The organism is Kitasatospora sp. NPDC058184, assembly GCF_042883725.1.
Classification (GTDB): domain Bacteria; phylum Actinomycetota; class Actinomycetes; order Streptomycetales; family Streptomycetaceae; genus Kitasatospora.
The window spans coordinates 384,463-399,422 of the sequence record NZ_JBHVVE010000001.1 but is presented as its reverse complement, the minus strand read 5'-3'; the positions used below and the strand labels follow the sequence as shown (position 1 = coordinate 399,422).

At 71.6% G+C, this 14,960-nt stretch carries 16 protein-coding genes; 8 read left to right on the top strand and 8 right to left on the bottom strand.

The window, feature by feature from the left end; genetic code table 11:
- The first annotated feature begins 138 nt into the window (after nucleotides 1-138).
- Together ACFVXH_RS01810 and ACFVXH_RS01805 are read left to right on the top strand one after the other, a co-directional pair.
- Entirely contained in the window at nucleotides 139-678 is a 540-nt protein-coding gene (locus tag ACFVXH_RS01810) for a SigE family RNA polymerase sigma factor (protein WP_255357401.1), read from the top strand.
- Nucleotides 678-1,268, top strand: coding sequence for a PASTA domain-containing protein (locus ACFVXH_RS01805; protein WP_387819600.1), 591 nt, complete (start codon nucleotides 678-680; stop codon nucleotides 1,266-1,268). Before ACFVXH_RS01810 ends, ACFVXH_RS01805 begins: the two co-directional genes overlap by 1 nt.
- Nucleotides 1,269-1,345: 77 nt before the next feature.
- On the opposite strand, the gene ACFVXH_RS01800 is transcribed toward ACFVXH_RS01805, so the two are convergent.
- The 3 genes from ACFVXH_RS01800 to ACFVXH_RS01790 form a co-directional block, all read right to left on the bottom strand.
- Nucleotides 1,346-1,990: a TIGR03085 family metal-binding protein gene (locus ACFVXH_RS01800; RefSeq protein WP_380744673.1), complete on the bottom strand. Its 645-nt coding sequence runs from the start codon at nucleotides 1,988-1,990 to the stop codon at nucleotides 1,346-1,348.
- A 184-nt stretch (nucleotides 1,991-2,174) separates the two neighbouring features.
- Nucleotides 2,175-2,999, bottom strand: a complete 825-nt coding sequence (locus ACFVXH_RS01795; protein ID WP_387819598.1) for an alpha/beta fold hydrolase — start codon at nucleotides 2,997-2,999, stop codon at nucleotides 2,175-2,177.
- Nucleotides 3,000-3,473: 474 nt separating this feature from the next.
- Nucleotides 3,474-3,725, bottom strand: coding sequence for a hypothetical protein (locus ACFVXH_RS01790; RefSeq protein WP_387819596.1), 252 nt, complete (start codon nucleotides 3,723-3,725; stop codon nucleotides 3,474-3,476).
- 162 nt (nucleotides 3,726-3,887) lie between these two features.
- Here ACFVXH_RS01790 and ACFVXH_RS01785 point away from each other — a divergent pair, with 162 nt between their 5' ends.
- Nucleotides 3,888-5,186 carry a pentapeptide repeat-containing protein gene (locus ACFVXH_RS01785; protein WP_387819594.1) on the top strand — a complete coding sequence of 433 codons (1,299 nt, stop codon included), beginning with the start codon at nucleotides 3,888-3,890 and terminating at the stop codon, nucleotides 5,184-5,186.
- Here ACFVXH_RS01785 and ACFVXH_RS01780 read toward each other — a convergent pair.
- The 5 genes from ACFVXH_RS01780 to ACFVXH_RS01760 all read right to left on the bottom strand — a co-directional run bounded on the left by ACFVXH_RS01780 (nucleotide 5,181) and on the right by ACFVXH_RS01760 (nucleotide 9,662).
- Nucleotides 5,181-6,215 carry a UDP-N-acetylmuramate dehydrogenase gene (locus tag ACFVXH_RS01780; protein WP_387819592.1) on the bottom strand — a complete coding sequence of 345 codons (1,035 nt, stop codon included), beginning with the start codon at nucleotides 6,213-6,215 and terminating at the stop codon, nucleotides 5,181-5,183. The genes ACFVXH_RS01785 and ACFVXH_RS01780 overlap by 6 nt on opposite strands.
- An 11-nt stretch (nucleotides 6,216-6,226) precedes the next feature.
- A complete protein-coding gene (locus ACFVXH_RS01775) occupies nucleotides 6,227-7,270 on the bottom strand; it encodes a serine hydrolase domain-containing protein (protein WP_387819590.1) in 1,044 nt (347 codons plus the stop codon).
- Nucleotides 7,271-7,272: 2 nt separating this feature from the next.
- Nucleotides 7,273-8,577, bottom strand: a complete 1,305-nt coding sequence (locus tag ACFVXH_RS01770) for a UDP-N-acetylglucosamine 1-carboxyvinyltransferase (RefSeq protein WP_387819588.1) — start codon at nucleotides 8,575-8,577, stop codon at nucleotides 7,273-7,275.
- A 2-nt stretch (nucleotides 8,578-8,579) separates the two neighbouring features.
- Nucleotides 8,580-9,320 (bottom strand): hypothetical protein, encoded by a 741-nt coding sequence (locus tag ACFVXH_RS01765; RefSeq protein WP_387819586.1) that lies wholly within the window; start codon nucleotides 9,318-9,320, stop codon nucleotides 8,580-8,582.
- An 84-nt stretch (nucleotides 9,321-9,404) separates the two neighbouring features.
- Entirely contained in the window at nucleotides 9,405-9,662 is a 258-nt protein-coding gene (locus tag ACFVXH_RS01760; RefSeq protein ID WP_387819584.1) for a hypothetical protein, read from the bottom strand.
- 305 nt (nucleotides 9,663-9,967) lie between these two features.
- Here ACFVXH_RS01760 and ACFVXH_RS01755 point away from each other — a divergent pair, with 305 nt between their 5' ends.
- From ACFVXH_RS01755 to ACFVXH_RS01735, 5 genes are all read left to right on the top strand, one after another.
- Nucleotides 9,968-11,374 carry a hypothetical protein gene (locus tag ACFVXH_RS01755; RefSeq protein ID WP_387819583.1) on the top strand — a complete coding sequence of 469 codons (1,407 nt, stop codon included), beginning with the start codon at nucleotides 9,968-9,970 and terminating at the stop codon, nucleotides 11,372-11,374.
- Nucleotides 11,375-11,397: 23 nt separating this feature from the next.
- The gene (locus ACFVXH_RS01750; RefSeq protein WP_387819581.1) at nucleotides 11,398-11,988 is read left to right on the top strand and encodes a GNAT family N-acetyltransferase; all 591 of its coding nucleotides are present in this window, start codon (nucleotides 11,398-11,400) and stop codon (nucleotides 11,986-11,988) included.
- Nucleotides 11,989-12,388: 400 nt separating this feature from the next.
- Nucleotides 12,389-12,958 carry a hypothetical protein gene (locus ACFVXH_RS01745; protein ID WP_387819579.1) on the top strand — a complete coding sequence of 190 codons (570 nt, stop codon included), beginning with the start codon at nucleotides 12,389-12,391 and terminating at the stop codon, nucleotides 12,956-12,958.
- 57 nt (nucleotides 12,959-13,015) lie between these two features.
- Entirely contained in the window at nucleotides 13,016-13,387 is a 372-nt protein-coding gene (gene hisI, locus ACFVXH_RS01740; RefSeq protein ID WP_074000946.1) for a phosphoribosyl-AMP cyclohydrolase, read from the top strand.
- A gap of 40 nt (nucleotides 13,388-13,427) precedes the next feature.
- Nucleotides 13,428-14,951, top strand: coding sequence for an anthranilate synthase component I (locus ACFVXH_RS01735; protein ID WP_049650355.1), 1,524 nt, complete (start codon nucleotides 13,428-13,430; stop codon nucleotides 14,949-14,951).
- Nucleotides 14,952-14,960: the final 9 nt, after the last annotated feature.

The following is a 14,960-nucleotide window of genomic DNA, read 5'->3' as shown; positions in this document are numbered from 1 at the left end:
TGACATCCGCAGCCGGGGGAGGCCGCCGGGGCCCGCTGTGAGCCGCGTCACTTCCCCGCCCGCCGTGCAGCAGCCGGCGGGCGGGCGCCGTCAAGGGGGTGGAAAAGACGGCGGCAGAGAGTGAGGCCACGGGTGAGGCTGCGCAGGGGCAGTCCCGGGATCGACTTCGTCGAGTTCGTGGAACAGCGTTCGGGCGCGCTGTTCCGCACGGCGTACGTGCTCACCGGGGACGCCCACACCGCGGAGGACCTCGTACAGGAGGCCCTGGAACGGGCCTGCCGGCACTGGCGGCGGGTCGCGCGCGCCGAGGTGCCCGAGGCGTACGTGCGCCGGATCCTCGTGAACCTGGCCAACGACCGCTGGCGGCGCCTGCACCGCTCGGGCGAGCGCCCCGCGCCGGAGCCCGCCGTCGAACACCCCGACCCCCGCGACGCCTACCGGTCGGTGGAACTGCGCGCCGAACTCGTCGCGGCGCTGCACACCCTGCCGATGGGGATGCGCACCGTGGTCGTCCTGTACTACCTCCACGACCTGGGGGACCGGGAGATCGCGCAGACCCTCGACATCTCCCCGGGCGCCGTGCGCTCGCAACTCTCCCGCGGGCTCGCGAAACTGCGGGCCGCGCTGCCCAGGCAGGACGCCCCGTCCGCGTCGTCGACCCCGCGTGAAGGTGCGTGATGATCCGCTTCCCGCCCCAGGACCCCGTCCCCACCCCAGGCCCCGACCCCGACTCCGACTTCGACAAGGAACTCCTCGCCGCCATGACCGCGTTCGCCGACACCACCGCCACCCCCGTGATCGACGCCGCCGGAATCCGGCGCACGGTCCGCCGGCGCACCGCCCTCACCGGGGCCGCGGCCGTGGCGGCGGTGGCCGCCATCGCCACGGGCGCGGCCCTGCTCCTGCCCGGATCGCCGAGCGGCGGCGACCGCCCGGCCGGGACCGCGCCGGCCCCGGCCGTCCACTCCGCGCCCCCGTCCCCCTCCGCCTCCCCTTCCTCCCTTTCCGCGACCAAAGGCACCCCGTCCCCCGTCGCCCCGCCCGCACCCGGCGCCACGACCGTGACCGTCCCCCCGGTCGCCGGCCTGACCCGGGACGCCGCCACCCGGCTGCTCGACGCGGCCGGACTGCACTACGAGGTCCACGAACTCACCGACTGGAAGCTGCCCGCCGGCTCGGTCATCAACTCCGCGCCCCTGCCCGGGCACACCACGGCGACGGACACCCCCGTCCAGCTCTTCATCTCCAAGGGCCGCCCCGGAAGCTGACCGCCCGCGCCCGCGGTCCCGCCCGCGAGCGTCGCCCCTCGGCATGCCGAGAGGCCACACCGGCTTCCGCTGCTCTGCTACTTCGGGGGCAGCGGCAGGACGTGGCGGAGGGCTTCGAGGGCGTCGGGGTCGCCGTCGACGGTGAGGGTGGTCAGGGCGCCGCGGCCGTAGGTGAAGAGCACGAGCTCGGCGGGTTCGCCGGTGAGGCGGACGGTGGGGGAGCCGGCGGGGCCGACGGTGAGGGAACGGCCGTCGGGGTGGACGAGCGCCAGCCGGACGGGGGAGCGGCGGCCGGCCTCCAGGCGGGCGATCATGGGGAGGCGCCGCCAGAGGGCCTCGGCGCGGCCGGGCGGGACCGGCTGCGGGGTCCAGTCGTCGGCCGCGCGCAGCACGTCCTCGGCGTGGACGAAGTACTCGACGGTGTTCGCCGCCTCGTCGGCGCCGGGCAGGGCGAACGGCGAGTAGACCGGAGGCCCGGCCCGGAACAGCCGCACCAGTTCCTCGTACGGCCGCTCGGCGTACCCGTCCTGCACCCGCCGCGTCCAGCCGGCCAGCGCCCCGACCCGGATCCCCGCCGCCGCATCGGGCCGCCGCTCCCGGACCACCAGGTGCGCGGCCAGATCCCGGGTCGTCCACCCCTCACAGAGGGTGGGGGCGTCCGGCCCGGCAGCGGTGAGGAGTTGGGCGAGCCGGTGGCGTTCGGCGAGGGCGTGGTTCGACATGGTGGAAGCCTATGGGCTCAGCTGCCCACCGGGCCCGGTCGGTTGCGGCGCATCGCCGACCCGTTCGGATAAGGGCCCTCCGAACACCGCTTGGAGTGGTCCCGTTGTGCTCCTGGTACCGGCGGCTCCGCCCGGCCTGACCTCGCCAGTCCCTCCGACGCCGGCTCGGCAGACCGGGCGGTACCTAGGGAGTTCGGCCGACTTCTTCGATGAAGCTGGTCACGCGCTGTGCGTAGGCGTCGGGGTGGCTGAGGTGGGGGACGTGCCCGGCTCCCTCGAAGGTGTGGGTCTCGGCCTGGGGCAGTGCCGCGGAGAGCCGGGCGACGATCGCGGCGAACCAGGGCGGGCTCTCGGTTCCCTTCGTCAGCAGGGCGGGCCCGGTGTAGTGGGAGAGGCGGCCGAGGTCGAGGTTCGCCCACTGCGGGTCCGCCTGCTCGTCCGCGAAGGTGGGGGCGTTGGCGACGAAGGTCTCGCGGAGCTGTTCCGGCAGTCGGTCCCAGGTGCCGGGCCCCAGGGCGACCTCCTCCACGAACCGGCGTGCTCCCGCGAGGGGCCGGCCGGCCGCCAGGAGGGCGAGGACGGATTCGATCCTCTCCCCGGTGGCCGCCATCAGCGGCAGCAGCCCGGGGTCGTCGGCGACGGTGCCCAGGAGCGGGGGCTCGTGGGCGACGAGGCCCCGGAAGAGCTCGGGCCGCCGGGCCGCCAGGCCGAGCGCGGTCGAGGCACCGAAGGAGTTGCCCGCGACGTACGCCGGCGCGAACCCGAGGGCCTCGATCAGCGCGGCCAGGTCCTCCTCGTCCTCGAACCGGGACCCCCGCCCCGGCGGGCGCTCGCTGCGGCTGTGCCCCCGCCGGTCGTAGGCGAGCACCCGGAACCTCGGCGCGAGGGCGGGCAGGACCGGCCCCCAGCTGCCGTGGTCGCCCCACGAGCCGTGCACCAGGACCAGCGGCTCGCCGTCCCCGCCCACCTCGTAGAAGAGCTCGACCCCGTTCACCGCGACCCGTGGCATGTCCGCCCTCCTCGCCCGCAGACGGCGGCCGCCGCAGGGGCCATTGAGGCACCCCGGGCCCGGCCCCGCAACCGCGACGGGCCCGACATCCCGTGTACGGCCGCCCCGCGCAATCGGGGCGGATCAAACCGCTGACGGGACAGAAGCCCGAGGACGCGGAAACGACGAAGGCCCGGACCGTCGAAACGGTCCGGGCCTTCGAGCAAGGCGGAGGATACGAGATTCGAACTCGTGAGGGGTTGCCCCCAACACGCTTTCCAATTCTCACGAACCCCGTCCGCCGGGGTTCACGCCCATCCTGACCTGTGACGGAGCGAACCGCTGGACGGCGGCCGAACCCCGCTGGACGGGGGGTGAATGAGATCAAAACTGAGACCACGGTCGACTCCCCGCATGCGCCTACTTTGGGCGAGCAGGAGCGTCACAAGTAGCGGGCCCCGGCCAGTCCAGGTGGGAGGCCCGCAGTCGCTCGGGTCAGGGCGTCAGCCAGTGCAAGGCCTCAGCCCAGCGGATTCGCTGAGCCCAGTGCATCAGCGCCAGGGCGGCGGAACCACTGAAGGCTCGGATCAGCATGACTGCCAGCAGTACGCCCAGCCGCCGGCTACGGCGTGGCTCCGGTGTCGGTAGGGACACCTCACCAGCCCGGCCCACCAGTTCGACGATCACCGTCGTTCCCTTAGTCGCTCCGCTCACCTTGACTCGCACCACCTGGCCATTCGTTCTCATGGCTAACTCCTCCTCATCCAGACGCTGATGGGATGAGGGTGGTCACTGCAAGTCCTGGCCAGTGGTGATCGCAGACCGATCGCGAACGCACCCCGAACAGGAGTATCGGGGGTTTCCTGGGGATCGCCGAGATCGGGGTTGAGATTCTGGGAGGATGCAGGGGTGAACGAGGTGGCTACGGACTGGCAGGAGGCCGTCCGACGATTTGGCGGTTTGCTAGGCCGGTTGCGCGGGGAGGCAGGGCTGACCATGCGCGAGCTTGCCGGGGCCATCGGGGTCGCCCCCGCCACTGTCTCGAAGGCCGAGAACGGAGGCTACGCGAGGCCGCAGGACTTCTACGTCGTCAAGCAGTGGGTCGCGGCCTGCGTGAATCACGTGGACGGGCGCAGCGGATCGTTCTCGATCCCGGTGGAGCTCGACTGGTGGCGGGAAGAGCACGGTCAACTAGAGCGTCTCTACGAAAACTTGCGCCTGAGGCCGATCAGCTCCGAATCTGTCGCTCCCGCCGCGACTGCGGCCCTCAGCCACGGGCGCGAGCCCCACCCGATCCCCTTCGAGGTACTGCATCAGAAAGCGGTCGATCATCTGGCCGACCGTTCGCCGCACGTGCGCATGGCCGCTCTGCGCACGCTTGGAGATCTGGGGGACGAGTACCCCGAGAAGCGGCAGCGAATTGTCAATGAACTGTGCGACTACCTTCGTATCCCGCCGGACACGAGCGACGCGGGCGAGGGTCAAGTCAGGCGCACGGCCCAGATGGTGCTGGCTGCCAGACTGAGGCCTCAACGCGGTGATGGCATGAACCCGGCCTTCTGGCTGGACATGGATGTCGACCTGAAGCGGGGATATCTCTGTGACGTGAACTTCAGCGGCTGCGAGTTCCGCCGCGCCGACTTCGACGAAGCACAGTTCGAGGGAGAGGCCTACTTCAATGGTGCGCGTTTCGTAGGGGAGGCCAGATTTGTCGGAGCTGTTTTTCTGGGATATGAGGTCTCGTTCCAGAGTGCACGCTTCGAGACGCTCAGCTGGTTTCGGTGGGTGGCCTTTCATGGCTACACCTACTTCCAGGATGCCTACTTCGGATTCAACGCCGAGTTCTCACGATCGCAGTTCAGCGAAAATGCCTACTTCGACCGCATGATGGTACAGAACCACGCCTGGTATACCCATGCTGTTTTCCATGGCTCGGTCACCTTTCAGAAAGCCCAGGCCAAGGGTGCGACGTTCTGGCTTGACTCCTTCCGGGCAGGTGTCGATTTCCGAGGGGTACAGTTCACCTCGCCACCAAGTGTCGGCAATTGCGTGGCTGTCGACCAGGCCGAGCGCTACTGGCCCAACAACTGGGTGGAGCTGACGGCGGAGGACGTCCCCGGATTCTTCGACTCGTGGCCGGAGGACTGGGCCGCAGTTGTCGAAGAGGCGCAGGCTGCGGAGATCCGGGCTCGGTGGCTGTCATCATGACCAAGTGCCGACCAGCACCGGCTCGGGCTGGAGCATGATTCCCGTTGCGATCTCGACCTGGGCCGAGAGTTCGGTGAGGGCCTGGGCGAAGCCCGTCGCGCTTGCCCCGTCGTGGGCGGTGAGCGTGAGGGTCCGGCGTTCCGAGCAGTGAATGCCGTCCGCGATCTTGTAGCCGGGGCGGTAGCCGGTGTGCTCCAGCAGCCAGCCGGCGCTGGCCCGCAACTGCCCGTCGCTGTCGGTGTGGACTGGGCAGTCGGCAGCCGACCAACGGGCGGCCTGGGCGGCGGTGACGGGTGGGTTGAGGAAGACCGATCCGGCCTGGCGGGCGTCGGGTCCGTGGGGGTCGAGGAGGAGTCCGCGGCGGTGGCGGTTGGCGAGGACTGCGGTGGTCACCTCGGCCACGGGCGGGCGGGCGCCGCCGTGGACGCCGAGTTCGTCGGCGAGCGGCTGGTAGCTGATCGGGGCGGCCAGTGAGCGGGTGAGGTGGAACGTCGCGGTGAGGATGGTCCAGCGGCCAGGGTCGTTCTTGAAGCGGCTGTCGCGGTGACGGAGGCGGCAAGCCTGGGCGGGCAGGGTCCGCAGGCGGCCCATGTCCCAGTCCCAGGCTGTGAGGTGGTCGAGGGTGTCGGAGACCTGCTGGCCGTAGGCTCCGGCGTTCTGGACGGGGGCTGCCCCGACAGTGCCGGGTATTCCGGCCAGGCACTCGATTCCGGCGAGGTGTTCGGCTGCGGCCCACTGGACGAGGTCGGCGAGCGGGTGGCCGGCCTGGACGGTCGCGGCCACCGTGTCGTCGTCCACTCGCTTCACGGTGATGCCCTGGGTGTTCATCACGGCGACGGTGCCCTCGTGGCCGGTGTCGGAGGCGATGACATTGCTGCCGTGGCCGAGGGTGAGGGGCGCGTCCTCCTGCCGGTCGCCGATCGTACGGACCAGTTCGAACCAGTCGTCGGGGTCGGCGACCTGCAGGACGTCGCTGGCCGGGCCGCCGAGCCGCAGGGTGGTGAGGGACGCGAGCGTGGTGCTGGGCACGGGTGGCCCTCCTAGGGTTCGTTGGTGATCGCCTTCAGAGCGAGGGTCCGCAGCGGGGCGAGGCGGGTGCGGTTGTCCTGGTGGTGGTAGACGGCGTTGGTGCAGATGGCCAGGTAGCGGCCGGTGGCCGGGGCGAGGTAGAGGCTCGTGCCGGTGAAGCCGTGGTGGTAGGCGACCTGGCCCTCGTCGGCGAGGATCCAGGCCAGGCCCCGGTCGAGGCCGGGCTCGATTTCGGCCTGCGGCTGCATGCTGTGGGCGAGCCAGCGGCCCAGGGGAGCGCTGGCCGCGTGGGCTGCCAGCAGGTGGGTGGCGAAGGCGGCGAGGTCCGCCGGGGTGGTGAACACCCCGGCGTGGCCGGCGACTCCGCCGAGCAGGGCGGCGTTGTCGTCGTGCGGCATCCCCCACAGCCGGGGACCGCCGGTCAGCCGCTGCTCGGTCGGGGCGACCTGAGCGGAGCGGGGCACCGGTCCGTAGGTCGTGCTGGTCATGTCGAGGTGCTGCCAGAGCTCGGCCGCCAGCTCGTCCAGGCGTCGGCAGCGGTAGTGGGCCAGGGCCAAGCCGAGGAGGATGAAGCCACGGTTGATGTAGCGGTGACCGGCGCCAGGTTCTGCGATCAGGTCTTCGCCGCAGATCAGTTCAGCCAGGGGCTCGGTACGGTTCCGGTACTGGTCGAGGCGGGTGTCGGCCCGCAGGCCGGAGGTGTGGGCGAGGATCTGGCTGACCGTCACCTGGCCTCCGGGCGCCTCGGTCGGGATACCGGGCAGCAGTTCGCGGATCGGGGTGTCCAGGGTGAAGCCGTCCATGAGGGAGGTGCCGACCAGTGGCCAGGTGGCCAGGACCTTGGTCAGCGAGGCCACGTCGTACACCGTGTCCGGCCCCGGCCGGGCGTCGCCGCACTCGGGGGCGACGACGCCGGAGACCAGGTAGCCGGGCTCGGTGTCGAAGGTGCCGTGGGCGATGACTCCGCCGGGCACGGTGCCGTCAGCGGTCATCAGGTCCAGGCACTCGCGCAGGTCGGCGAGCGCGTTCGGGGTCCACGGCACGGTGTTGGTCACGGCTACTCCTGGTCGATCGTCAGGTCGGCACCGAGCGCGGCCAACTTCGGCAGCAGGCTGCCGTATCCGCGCCGCAGGTGATACATCCCCCGGATCGTAGAGGTGCCCTCGGCGGCGAGGGCGGCGATCACGAGAGCGGTCACCGCCCGGATGTCCTCCCCGGCCACGCCGACGCCGGTGAGGGCGGACCGGCCCCGGACGGTGATGACCGAGCCGGTCGCGTTGACGGCGGCGCCGAACGCTGCCAGGGCAGGCAGGTGAGTGTCGCGCTGGGTGTAGATCCGCTCGTTGATGCGGGAGGTGCCCTCGGCCTGGGTGAGGAAGGCGGTCAGCTGCGGCTGCACGTCGGTCGGAAAGCCCGGGTGCGGGCCGGTGGCCATCTGCACCGGCCGAGGCCCGGCCGGGGTGCTGACGGCCGTTCCGCCATCCAGCGGGTCGAGCTGGATTCCGGCGTCGGCGAACACCGACACCAGGCCGCCCGGGAAGGCGGCCGGCGGGAATCCGTCCAGGTGGACGGTGCCGCCGGTGATGGCGGCGGCCAGCGCGAGGGTGGCGGCCTCCAGCCGGTCCGGCGGCACGGTGAACATCCCGCCCCGGATGCGGTCGGTGCCGGTGACGTTCAGGGCCGTCCTGCCCCGCCACTCGATGCCGACGCCGGCCTGCGAGAGCAGGGCGGCGGTGTGGGTGACCTCGGGCTCCACACTGGGGTTGAGGATCGCGGAGGTGCCCGGGGTGCGGGCGGCCAGCAGCATCGCGGTGACCGTCGCGCCCAGGCTCGGCCCCCAGGAGCGGGTCTCGGCGTCGGTGATGAACGGCAGCCGCTTGCCGGTGAACCGGGCCCGCACCCGGCCCCGGTTCACCTCGACCTCGGCCCCGGCGGCTTCCATCGCGGCCAGGTGCCGGTCGATGTAGCGGGCGCAGAAGGCGTCCCCGCCGGGGGTCGGGAAGGTGACCTTGCCGGTGCGGGCCAGCAGGGCGCCGCCCATCACCGCGGTGGTGCGGATGCGCCGTCCGAGGGCGTCCGGGATGACGGGGAAGCAGGAGTCGGCCGGTCGGGTGGCGAACTCGTCGCCGGCCACGGTGGCGCGGGTGCCGGTGCGGTGCAGGATGTCGGCGACGACCAGGGTGTCCAGGATCTCGGGTGCGCCGGCCAGGGTGAGCGGGTCGTCGGCGAGGATCGCGGCGGCGTACAGGTGCAGGGCGATGTTCTTGCTGCCCTGGACGGTGGCGGTGCCGGACAGGCGGCGGCCTCCGGTGATCCGTACGGCCCGCTGGTCTGTCGTCGTGGTGGTGCCGGTGGTGGGCATGGTCACCTTCCCTGGCTTCCGGCCGGGAAGAAGCCCCCGACCTGGGTCTTCGGGTAGAGCAGGGTGTGCGCGCCGATCAGGGTGGCGGGCTGGAGCACGGTGCCGGCGGGAACGATCACGCCGTCGCCGACCACCGCGCCGAACTTCGTCTGGCCAGTGGCGATTCGCCGGCCGTCGAGGTGAGCGCAGACCTCTTCGGTGGCCGGTTCGGTGACCGGCCCGGAGGTGACCCGAAGGCCGGTGGTGGACACGAACGCGCCGATGTTGACGCCGAGGCCGAGCACGGAGTCCCCGACGAAACTGGTGTGCTTCATGAAGACGCCACCGGTCAGCAAGGAGCGGGTGACCTCGGCGCCGAAGCCGATGCGGCAGCCGGGGCCGACGACGGTGTTGTCGCGCACCCGGGCGCCGGCCTCGATCACCGCGCCGGGGCAGACCAGCACCGGGCCGGTGACGAACGCGCCTTCGGCGATGACGGCCCCGGGCGCCACGATCACGTGGCCCCGAACGGTGGCGCCCGGCTCGATGGCCCCGGTGGCCTCCGGCAGCGGGATGTCCAGGTTGCCGGCCAGCAGGTCGGTGATGGCCTTCTTGATGCCGAAAACGGTCGGGCAGCGGCTCAGCAGGTGCAGCACCACCGGGTCGGTGATCTGCTCGGTGTCGAAGTAGTACGCGGGGGTGGTGCGGTAGTCGATGCGCTCCAGTTCGGTGTGCAGCGCGGGCGCGTCGGTCAGCCGGTGCATGGCTGGTTCTCCTCTCGGGCGAGCGAGTGGAAAAGGGTTGGGGCGTTGTTGCGCCCCCGTGTTGGCGGGTGCGACTCGCGCGGATCAGCCGGCGCGATGCTGCGGGCAGGCGCAGGCGGGCCAGACCTCGATCCGGGCGACGTACTCGTCGGGGCCCGGGTAGGCGCTGGTCACGCCGGAGTCGTCGTAGCGGGTGCCGTCCTGGGCGACGCTGAACGTGCGGACGGTCAGACCCGGGCGACGCTCAGTGCGAGTGACGCGGCCCTCTTCGGCGGTTCCGTTCGTCTCGGTATCCGCCAGGGACCGCGCTTCGGCGGTGTGCCCGGTCGTGGCGTTGTCCATCGGATCCCTACCACCTCGATCTCACGCTTTGCTGTCGGTTGTGCGCGGATTGCGAAGGCTGTTCAGCATGGCGGCGGGCGGTTGGGCATGGATACGACATCGCCGCCGTCATGGCGGCGTCGTCGCCGGAGCTGGTTTGCGCGGCAGACGGCGTCGTGCGTCATGACTGCCGTCACGGTCGCCGCCATCTGGTCCGGGACGGCCTCGAACGGGTTTCCTGTCGAGCGGCCATGGCTATCGTCAGAGCAGGCGAACGGGGATGGAGAGGATCCGCGGTGGCTGAAACTCCCACACTCCTAAGGGTTTTGACGCTTCAGCGGCACTGGCAGGTCTATGAGACCTTCCGTCTCCGGTTCGAGGCGACGGCGAACTCGGCCGCTGAGCAGGAGCACGACCCCCGGCTCCGGGGCCTGTCGGTCTCCAAGCGGCAGTTCGAGCGCTGGTACGGCGGTGCGGTGAAGACCCGCCCCTACCCGGACCAGTGCCGGGTGCTGGAGGCCATGTTCGGCGTCGGCGTGGACCAACTCCTCGCGCCCGCCCTGGCAGGCCCCGGACCCGTGCCCGCCGCCACCGCCCTGTTCGCCGTCCCGCCGCCACGGCCGGTCCCTGTCCTCCTTCCATCCGAGCAGGCAGCGGCACTGCCTGTCGGTGGCCCGTCCAACAGCGAGCCCCGCTTCGACGCGGGCACCACGGAATTGGAAAGGCAGGTCACGATGGCGGCTCGTCGTGCACTTCGGTTCACCGCGATGGCGGAGGGCAGCAGAATCGGTCCGGAGACCCTGGGGCAGATCAACGACGAGGTACGGCGGCTGACCGCCGCCTACCCGAAGTCGGCGCTGCCTACCCTGCTTGGCGACCTGGTCGAGGTCCAGGACCTCACCTTCCAACTGCTGGAACACGGACGGGCCAAGCCGTCGCAGGCCCGCGAGCTGTACCTGCTCGCCGGTATCACCTCCGGCATGCTCGCCAAGGCCAGCCACGACCTGGGCAACCCGAGCGCCGCCATGATGCAGGCCCGCACCGCCTTCGTCTGCGCCGACAACGCTGACCACCACGCCATGCGCGCCTGGGTCCGCTCGCTCCAGTCGCTGATCTCCTACTGGGCCGGCCGCCCCGGCGAGGCCGCCGACTACGCCGCCCTCGGGCAGAGCGCGGCCGGCGAGATTCACGGCACCACCGGCGTCTGGTTGGCCTGCCTCTCCGCCCGTGCCCACTCCCTTCTCGGCGATGGTGAGGCCACCCGCACGGCCATCCAGCGGGCCGAGGACGCTCGCGCATCCGTCGAGCCCGACGATCTGGACGCCTTCGGCGGCATCATGACCTTCCCGGTGCCCCGCCAGCTCTACTACGTCGCCGAGGCCACCGTGCAGCTCGGGGAAGACGCGCCCCTCGGCGAGATCCAGTCCGAAGTCGCCGTCACCGCCTACCGCAACGCCACTGAGGACGAGTGGGCCTTCGGCGACCAGGCAGGTGCCCAGACCGACCTCGCCCTCGCCCGTATCGCCCGCGGCGAGATCGAAGGCGCCGCTGAGGCCGTCCGTCCCGTGCTCGACCTCCCCACCGAACAGAGGAACTTCGGCATCGTCAGCAGTGCCCAACGCGTCCACGCCGCCCTGCGAGGCGACGGCCGCCGCAACGGCGGTGCGGCGGCCGGTCTGCGCGAGGAGATCGAGGCCTTCACCGCCACCCCCACCTCGGCCCTCATCCGGTGACCCCGCGGATAGGCTCCGCAGCCATGACCCCACTCCACCTGGCCGGCGCCAACCTGGAACTCCGCGAGGTCGAACCCGAGGACACCGATGCCCTCCTGGCGATCTACGGCGACCCTGGGGCCACCCGGCACCTCAGCTTCGAACCCCGCACCCGTGAACAGGTCGAAGCGATCACCGCCCGGTCCATCGACTCCGCGCGCGCCACCCCGCGCACCGAGTACTGCCTCGCCGTCACCCGGCGCGGTGAACACCGGCTGATCGGCTACGCGCGGCTGGCCACCGAGCCACAACAGGCCGCGACCATCGGGTTCGCCCTCCACCAGGCCGCGTGGGGCAAGGGCCTCGGCACCGAGACCGTCCACCTGCTGTGCGCCCTCGGCTTCAACGCCCTTGGCCTGCACCGCATCTGGGCCGCCCGATCACCGCTCAACGAGGCCTCGGCCCGCACTCTGCTGCGGGCGGGGATGACCGAGGAGGGACGGATCCGGGACCACGTCTTCGTCCACGGCGCCTGGCGTGACTCCATCACCTACTCGATCTTGGAACACGAGTGGACGCCGATCGAGGGAGCGGACGCGGCGAAGGTGATGGCCCGGCCGGCGCCTCCCGCTTGATGGCGAGACCGTGCCGGGGGCATCGAAGTCAGACGCGGCTTTTTCGTTGACGCGGCCTCTCGGTGCTCCGAGAGGCCGCACCGATTTTCCCGTTGCACGCCTCGCTGCCTCGCCGTCCGGGCGAGGCAGCGAGGCGCGGGAAGCTTTTCTCTCGGGGATTCTTTGTTTCTTCCGACCCCTTCCCCTGTGTGGGAAGGGGTCGGAAGAAACAATTTTCTTTTATTTGAATTTTCTCTATCCAGGATAGATTTCCTGCGGCGTCACCCCAGGGTGCAGCCGGTTGGTGAGCCGGTCTCGGATGGCGGGTCTACCGACCTTCAGGTCCCGGCGGGCCGCCCGTACGGGGCGAGTTTGGCGAAGCGGCTGCCAGGTGGGGGTCGGGTGGGCCATCCTCGTGGCCATGACCTCCGAGCAGCCGCCGTCCGCAGTCGGCTCCCGCCCGTCCCGCGGCCTGGTCCTCACCGTTGCCGCCGTGCTGGTCGTCCTGCTCGCGGTGGTGGCCACCGCGGTGCTGTGGCCGGACGACAAGAAGCCGGCCGCCGCGCCGCCGCCGCCCACGCCGACTCCCACGGCCACCCAGGCGCCGACACCCACCCCTACGCCCACGCCGCAGCCGCCGTACGCGTTCTTCCCGGTCGGCGCCTGCTTCGATCACCCGCAGCTGAGCCCGGTGATCACCAAGCCGGAGGAACGCCCCTGCGTAGGCGACCACGACGGTGAGGTGATCGCCGACCTCAAGCTCGCGGACGGGATCACCGGCGACATCCCGCTGGCGCTTGCCATGCGCGACGGCTGCAAGGAGGTCGAAGCCGCCGCCAAGGCCCGCCAGGGCGACGGAAAGACCTACTACGGCCGCCAGTTCGGCCCTGCCATGGCCAACTACCAGCAGGGCTGGCGTGACTACACCTGCACCCTGGCCGCCAGCAACAAGCAGGGCGGCCCCAAGCTCACCGCGCAGCTGCACCCGTAGCGGCTCCGGCGGGGGAGCGAGGCGGGTGCGGCGGGGCGGGCTGACACAATGGGGCGCATGTCCACCACACCCGCCGCTCCCGGCAGCACCGCCCTCGCCCCCGAGATCGCCGCGCGGCTCAAGCGCTCCGAGGACGGGCTGGTCCCGGCCATCGCCCAGCAGTACGACACCGGCGAGGTGCTGATGCTCGGGTGGATGGACGACGAGGCGCTGCACCGCACCCTCACCACGGGCCGCTGCACCTACTGGAGCCGCAGCCGCCGTGAGTACTGGGTGAAGGGCGACACCTCGGGCCACGTCCAGGCGGTCAAGTCGGTGGCCCTGGACTGCGACGGCGACACCCTGCTGGTCAGGGTCGACCAGAGCGGCGCGGCCTGCCACACCGGCGACCGCACCTGCTTCGACGCCGACGTGCTCCCGCTCTCCTGACCCCAGTCCACTCGAAGAACTCAAGAAGGTGCCGCCCGTCATGGATCTCGAAGCCTTCCGCAAGCTCGCCGTCGACACCCGGGTCATCCCGGTCACCCGCAGGCTCCTCGCGGACGGCCTCACCCCGATCGGCCTCTACCGCACCCTCGCCGAGGAGCGGCCCGGCACCTTCCTGCTGGAGTCCGCCGAGCAGGGCCGCAGCTGGTCGCGCTACTCCTTCGTCGGGGTGCGCAGCGCCGCCGCGCTGACCGTCGGCCCGGACGGCGGGGCCCGCTGGCTCGGCACCCCGCCGGTCGGCATCCCCACCGCCGGCGACCCGCTGGAGGTGCTGCGCGCCACCCTCCAGGCGCTGCACACCCCGCGGTTGGAGGACGACGGCCTGCCCCCGCTCACCGGCGGCCTGGTCGGCTACCTCGGCTACGACATCGTCCGCCGGCTGGAGAAGCTGCCCGACCTCAACCCGGACGACCTGGGCCTGCCCGAGCTGACCATGCTGCTCGCCACCGACCTCGCGGTGCTCGACCACGTCGACGGCACGGTGCTGCTGATCGCCAACGCCGTCAACCACAACGACCTGGCCAGCGGCGCGGACGAGGCCTGGGCGGACGCGGTGGCCCGGCTGGACGCGATGGAGGCCGAGCTGTCCAAGCCGGTCGACCCGGGCCTGGCCACCTTCACCCCGGCCGGCCCCGGCGAGGTGCACTCGCCGTTCGGCGGCGAGCCGTACCGGGCCGCGGTGGAGACGATCAAGGAGCGGATCCGGGCCGGCGAGGCCTTCCAGGTGGTGCCCTCACAGCGCTTCGAGGCGCCCTGCCCCGCCTCCGCGCTGGACGTCTACCGGGTGCTGCGCACCACCAACCCCAGCCCGTACATGTACCTGTTCCGCTTCCCCGGGCCGGACGGCGGGGCCGAGGGCGGCTTCGACGTGGTCGGCTCCAGCCCGGAGGCGCTGGTCAAGGTCACCGACGGCGAGGCGATGCTGCACCCGATCGCCGGCACCCGGCACCGCGGCGACACCCCGCAGGAGGACGCGGAGCTGGCCGCCGAGCTGCTCGCCGACCCCAAGGAGCGGGCCGAGCACCTGATGCTGGTGGACCTCGGCCGCAACGACCTCGGCCGGGTCTGCGAGCCGGGCAGCGTCGAGGTGGTCGACTTCATGCACATCGAGCGCTACAGCCACGTGATGCACATCGTGTCGACGGTGACCGGCACGGTCGCCCCGGGGCGGACCGCCTTCGACGTGCTGACCGCCTGCTTCCCGGCCGGCACCCTCTCCGGCGCGCCCAAGCCGCGGGCGATGCGGATCATCGAGGAGCTGGAGCCCACCCGCCGCGGCCTGTACGGCGGCTGCGTCGGCTACCTGGACTTCGCCGGGGACTCGGACACCGCGATCGCGATCCGCACCGCGGTGCTGCGCGACGGCACCGCGTACGTGCAGGCCGGCGCGGGCGTGGTCGCCGACTCCGACCCGCACGGCGAGGACACCGAGTGCCGCAACAAGGCGGCCGCCGTGCTGCGGGCGGTCGCCACCGCCAATACGCTGCGGACGCCGGAACTGTCCTGACGTGTGAGG

Coding starts and splice junctions, on each gene's coding strand:
- ACFVXH_RS01745 (WP_387819579.1), top strand. CDS start 12,389: ATGACCTCCGAGCAGCCGCCGTCCGCAGTCGGCTCCCGCCCGTCCCGC.
- ACFVXH_RS01790 (WP_387819596.1), bottom strand. CDS start 3,725: ATGAGAACGAATGGCCAGGTGGTGCGAGTCAAGGTGAGCGGAGCGACT.
- ACFVXH_RS01795 (WP_387819598.1), bottom strand. CDS start 2,999: ATGCCACGGGTCGCGGTGAACGGGGTCGAGCTCTTCTACGAGGTGGGC.
- ACFVXH_RS01760 (WP_387819584.1), bottom strand. CDS start 9,662: ATGGACAACGCCACGACCGGGCACACCGCCGAAGCGCGGTCCCTGGCG.
- ACFVXH_RS01750 (WP_387819581.1), top strand. CDS start 11,398: ATGACCCCACTCCACCTGGCCGGCGCCAACCTGGAACTCCGCGAGGTC.
- ACFVXH_RS01770 (WP_387819588.1), bottom strand. CDS start 8,577: ATGCCCACCACCGGCACCACCACGACGACAGACCAGCGGGCCGTACGG.
- ACFVXH_RS01765 (WP_387819586.1), bottom strand. CDS start 9,320: ATGCACCGGCTGACCGACGCGCCCGCGCTGCACACCGAACTGGAGCGC.
- ACFVXH_RS01735 (WP_049650355.1), top strand. CDS start 13,428: ATGGATCTCGAAGCCTTCCGCAAGCTCGCCGTCGACACCCGGGTCATC.
- ACFVXH_RS01800 (WP_380744673.1), bottom strand. CDS start 1,990: ATGTCGAACCACGCCCTCGCCGAACGCCACCGGCTCGCCCAACTCCTC.
- ACFVXH_RS01805 (WP_387819600.1), top strand. CDS start 678: ATGATCCGCTTCCCGCCCCAGGACCCCGTCCCCACCCCAGGCCCCGAC.
- hisI (WP_074000946.1), top strand. CDS start 13,016: ATGTCCACCACACCCGCCGCTCCCGGCAGCACCGCCCTCGCCCCCGAG.